Genomic DNA, 4,990 nt, shown 5'->3' with positions numbered 1-4,990 from the left:
GCGCGCCGGATCCCGTGCACAAATCGACGATGACCGGCTGCGCTGGAAGCGGCTGCGCGCTGGCCCACGCCAACACGGCTTCGGTCTCCGGACGCGGTATGAAAACGCCCGGGCCGACCCGCAGCTCTACCGGTCCGAACGACACCGTTCCGGTGAGATGCTGCAGCGGCACCCGCCGCAACCGGGCGGTGATCAGGTCGCAGTACCGCTGGAAGAACTCGTCGCCCGGCACGTCGTCGAGCAGAGCAAGCAAACCGCGCTCGGTGCCGGTGACGTGCGCAGCCAACTGTTCAGCATCCCAACGCGCAGAGCCGATTCCGGCTTCGGCGAGCAGCGCCGCAGCCGAGTCGATCGCGTACCGCAACGAGGTCATGACTGTTGCAGCCGGGCCTGCGTGTCAGCGGCAGCCAATGCGTCGAACAGCGCGTCGAGGTCGCCGTCCAGAACCTGGTCGAGATTGTATGCCTTGTAACCGATTCGATGATCGGTGATGCGGTTCTCCGGGAAGTTGTAGGTGCGGATACGTTCGCTACGGTCGACCGTGCGGATCTGGCTGGCGCGATCCGCCGAGGCGTCGGCCAGCGCCTGTTCTTCAGCCATCGCCTGCAGGCGAGCTGCCAGCACCTGCAATGCGCGCGTCTTGTTCTGCAGCTGTGATCGTTCGTTTTGGCAGGTGACCACGATCCCGGTGGGCAGATGGGTGATACGCACCGCGGAGTCGGTGGTGTTGACACCTTGGCCACCTTTGCCCGAAGACCGGTAGACGTCGATGCGCAGATCCGACTCGTCGATCTGGACCGCGCCCACTTCCTCGGGTTCCGGATAGACCAGCACACCCGCCGCTGAAGTATGCACGCGGCCTTGGGATTCCGTCACTGGAACCCGTTGTACCCGGTGTACCCCGCCCTCAAACTTCATTCGCGACCACACGCCATCGGCGGAGTCGCCCTTGCTCCCAATTGCCAGCGTCGCGTCCTTGTAGCCGCCCAGATCCGAGGTGGTCTCGTCCAGCACTGTCACGCTCCAGCCGTGCCGCTCGGCGTAGCGGACGTACATCCTGGCCAGGTCGGCCGCAAACAGCGCCGATTCTTCGCCGCCTTCACCGGACTTGACTTCGAGCACGATGTCGTCGGTGTCATGCGGATCGCGCGGAGCCAGCATGTCGATGAGTTGGGCGTCTAGTTCAGCGACCTGCGTCTCCAACTCCACGGCCTCCGCAACAAAGGACTCGTCGGAGGCCGCAAGCTCGCGCGCAGTGTCCAAATCGTCGCGAGCAGCCGCCAGCTTGCGGTAGGTGGCCACGATCGGTGCCAAGATGGCAAACCGGCGTCCGGCTTTGCGGGCCGCAGCCGGGTTGGCGTGCAGTTCCGGATCGGCCAGCGCACGCTCGAGGTCGGCGTGTTCGGCGAGCAAGACGTCAATCGTCTGCACCGGTTGCGCCATATCACAACTCCTACCAACTCTTTAGCCGTGCGCGCCGCAAACGCGAAGCGACGCCCGGCCTGCGCAGCACGTGCACAGTTCGGGCGTCGGGAATGCGGCTACTTCTTGGGTGCCGCCGCTTCGTCCTTCGTGCGCTTGCCGTAACGCCTCTCGAAGCGGGCTACCCGGCCACCGCTGTCGAGGATCTTTTGCTTGCCGGTGTAGAAGGGGTGGCACTGCGAGCAAACCTCGACCACAATGCGCTCACCCGGCTTGGTGCTGCGGGTTTGGAAGGTGTTTCCGCACCCGCATACCACCGTGATCTCCTCGTAGGCGGGATGAATGTCGGTTTTCATGCTGTCCTCTTCGATCGTTGGCCGCTCTTGCCCCGGCGCTTCACGCGGGTCTTAGGTCTGCAGTCGAGGATCGATTATGCCAGGTCAATCCACATCGGCCCAAACACCGAGATGCGTGCGCGCATTCCCGTCGCACTAGTCGTTGTCCATGTTCCCCGGTGTCGTCTTGGACACCTGGACTAAGAATTCGTAATTGTTCTTCGTCTTGCGCAGCTGCGACATCAGCAGGTCGATGGCTTGGTGCGAGTCCAGACCGGAGAGCACGCGGCGCAGCTTGTGGACGACGGCGAACTCGTCGGGCGACAGCAGCAGCTCGTCCTTGCGAGTACCCGAGGGGTTCACATCTACAGCTGGGAAGACCCGTCGCTCGGAGATCTTGCGGTCCAGCTTCAGCTCGGCGTTTCCGGTGCCTTTGAACTCTTCGAAGATGACGGTGTCACCGGTGGACCCGGTCTCGACCATCGCGGTGGCGATGATGGTCAACGAGCCGCCCTCCTCGATATTGCGGGCCGCGCCCAGGAAGCGCTTGGGCGGGTACAGCGCGGTGGAATCGACACCACCGGAGAGGATTCGCCCCGACGCTGGCGACGCGTTGTTGTAAGCGCGCCCTAGCCGGGTGATCGAGTCGAGCAGCACCACAACGTCCTTGCCCTGCTCGACGAGGCGCTTGGCGCGCTCGATCGCCAACTCGGCCACCGAGGTGTGGTCCGACGGCGGCCGGTCGAACGTCGAGGCAATCACTTCACCCTTGACCGAGCGGGTCATGTCGGTGACCTCCTCGGGCCGCTCGTCGACCAGCACAACCATGAGGTGGCATTCCGGATTGTTTCTGGTAATGGCGTTGGCGATGTCCTGCAGAATCGTCGTCTTGCCGGCCTTAGGAGGCGACACGATCAGCGCGCGCTGGCCCTTGCCGATGGGCATGATCAAGTCGATTACCCGCGTGGTCAGCCGATCGGGCGTGGTTTCCAAACGAAGCCGCTGGTTGGGGTACAGCGGCGTCAGTTTGGAGAAATCAGGGCGCTTCTTAGCGTCTTCGACCGATCCACCATTGACGCTGTCCAGGCGCACCAGCGGGTTGAACTTCTGCCGCTGGTTGGGCTGCTCGCCCTCCCGGGGCACTCGGACGGCACCGGTCACTGCGTCACCGCGGCGCAATCCGTTCTTGCGCACCATGTTCATCGACACATAGACGTCGTGCGGACCGGCCAGGTAACCGGAGGTACGGACGAAAGCGTAGTTGTCGAGGACGTCGAGGATGCCGGCTACCGGTTGGACGACGTCGTCCTCCCGCAATTCGGCTTCGGCGGCCTCGCCGGTGCGCTCGCCACGGCGACGCCGGTCACGAAATCGGCGTCCCCGCCGGCCCTGCCGACCTTCGCTGTCCTCGTCACCGCGGGACTGCTGCCCCGCCGAACCTTGTTGGTCACCGCCTTCGTCGCTGCCTGACTCAGCTGCTCGCTCGTCGGCCTTGGTGTCCGCGTTAACCCGTGGGCGTTGGTCGGACTCGCCGGCCGCGGCGCCTTCGTCACCCTCTGCACCCTCTGCTGAGCCGCGCAATGGCCCCGCGTCACGTGCCGACCTGCGCCGCTCTCGTCGCGGCATGTCACCCGATGATTCGGCCTGGACCGCCTGAGGGGCGGACGTGTCGTGCGCAGGAGCCTCTGTGCTCGCGGACCGCTCCGCCGCGGCAGGGCCTTGCGACGACGCGGAATCTGCCAAGGCGCCGTTAGCTTGTCCCCTGATCTCCTGAATTGCTGCGATGAGTTCGCTCTTACGCATGCCGGACGTCCCCTTGACACCGGCTTGGTTGGCCAGCGCACGCAGTTCGGGCAGCACCATCGTGGACAGTGAACCGCCTGACGAACCGCCCGACGCCGGTGTACGAGCGTCCGAAGAGTCTTTGGTCACGGGTTCCGACCGCTTATCGGCTTCGGTGCTTTCGCCAGCCGTGATGAGGTCCGTATCAGTCACGGATTTCCTTTCTTCCCCCGCCGATCACGTCATGCGGGGGGTTCTTGCTTTAGGCCGAGCATTCAGCCAAATTGCCGAGTGCGCCCAATCATCGACTCTGCAACGGTGATCGCCAGGATCGGCGGCGAGTAAGGCGAACCTCGTCCACGAGAAGAATTGGTGGTTGTCCTAGCGGCAAGGCAGTGTGGATGCAGATGCTGCGATTGCTGGACGGCTCCGAGGATAGCCCGCTTCCTGGCCGGAAGCAAGCAAACCCGCCCGCTGCGTTGTTAATCACCCTATAGCTGAGAGTTCGGGGCTCCAGCGAACTCCGTCCCCGGCCGTCATGGCCGTGATAGTAAATCCGTTTGCGGCGCCGTATTCGATCGCTTCGGTGGGCAACTCCTGCGCTGTGGTTAGGGCGATCAGCGATGGTCCGGCCCCAGAGATCGTCGCTGCAATATTATGACGCCGCAACAGTTGCAGATATTCCGCCGAGGCCGGCATCGCCGGAGCACGTTGCGGTTGATGAAGCAGGTCTTCGGTGGCCGGCATCAACAGATCGGGCCGCTCGGTGAGGGCAACCACCAGTAACGCGGCGCGGCTGATGTTGAATCGGGCGTCATGGTGGCTAACCTGAGCGGGCAGCAGCACTCGGGTCTCCGCGGTCGAGGAGCGCTCCTCCGGAATCGCCGAGAAGAGGTGGATGTCGGCGTGGAGGCGCAGGGGCACGGCCGAGTACTCAGCCCGATCACCGCTGCGGTCGATCCAGGAGACCACAGCGCCGCCCAGCACCGCAGCCGCGGCGTTATCGGGGTGCCCCTCAAACTCCGCGGACAGCTGGATCAGTTGAGCCTGGCTTAGTGGCAGCGAATTCATCTGTGCTACAAGGCCATTGACGGCAGCGAGTCCGCCCACCACGGCCGCTGCGGAAGAGCCCAAACCACGGGAATGCGGGATGGCATTGCGGCAGCGCACCACTAGACCGGCAGCCCCGGCCCCCACGGCGCGCAGTCCGTGCTGGACGGCACGCACCACGAGGTGTTCCGGGCCCAGCGGTACCTGATCGGCACCCTCCCCCTCGACCGTTACCTCCAAGCCGGAATCCGTTGTCTCAACCACGATCTCGTCACAGAGGCTTAACGCAAGACCGATGCTGTCGAAACCCGGGCCGAGGTTAGCGCTGGATGCCGCCACCACGGCGCTCGCCACCAGCCCGGCAGGCAGCACCTGGGTCACCAACAGCCCTTAGCCAGACC

At 64.4% G+C, this 4,990-nt stretch carries 4 protein-coding genes and 1 pseudogene; all 5 read right to left on the bottom strand.

The genetic code is table 11. The annotated features are described in order from the left end of the window. Nucleotides 1-373 (bottom strand): annotated as a pseudogene (locus F0Q45_RS24180) (peptide chain release factor N(5)-glutamine methyltransferase); the annotation flags it as partial. Next, on the bottom strand, nucleotides 370-1,443 hold the full coding sequence (gene prfA / locus F0Q45_RS24175; protein ID WP_149656306.1) for a peptide chain release factor 1: 1,074 nt from the start codon (nucleotides 1,441-1,443) through the stop codon (nucleotides 370-372). The gene prfA and the pseudogene F0Q45_RS24180, both read right to left, overlap by 4 nt. Before the next feature lie 98 nt (nucleotides 1,444-1,541). Then, on the bottom strand, nucleotides 1,542-1,778 hold the full coding sequence (rpmE, locus tag F0Q45_RS24170; RefSeq protein ID WP_149656305.1) for a 50S ribosomal protein L31: 237 nt from the start codon (nucleotides 1,776-1,778) through the stop codon (nucleotides 1,542-1,544). A 135-nt stretch (nucleotides 1,779-1,913) separates the two neighbouring features. Then, a complete protein-coding gene (gene rho, locus F0Q45_RS24165; protein ID WP_373425081.1) occupies nucleotides 1,914-3,689 on the bottom strand; it encodes a transcription termination factor Rho in 1,776 nt (591 codons plus the stop codon). A 336-nt stretch (nucleotides 3,690-4,025) separates the two neighbouring features. Next, entirely contained in the window at nucleotides 4,026-4,973 is a 948-nt protein-coding gene (thrB, locus tag F0Q45_RS24155; protein ID WP_149656303.1) for a homoserine kinase, read from the bottom strand. Between the last annotated feature and the right edge of the window lie 17 nt (nucleotides 4,974-4,990).

The sequence above is a fragment of the Mycobacterium simiae genome (genome assembly GCF_008370645.1).
Lineage (GTDB): Bacteria > Actinomycetota > Actinomycetes > Mycobacteriales > Mycobacteriaceae > Mycobacterium > Mycobacterium simiae_A.
The sequence above is the reverse complement of the archived record's forward strand: the minus strand, read 5'-3'. Positions and strand labels throughout refer to the sequence as shown.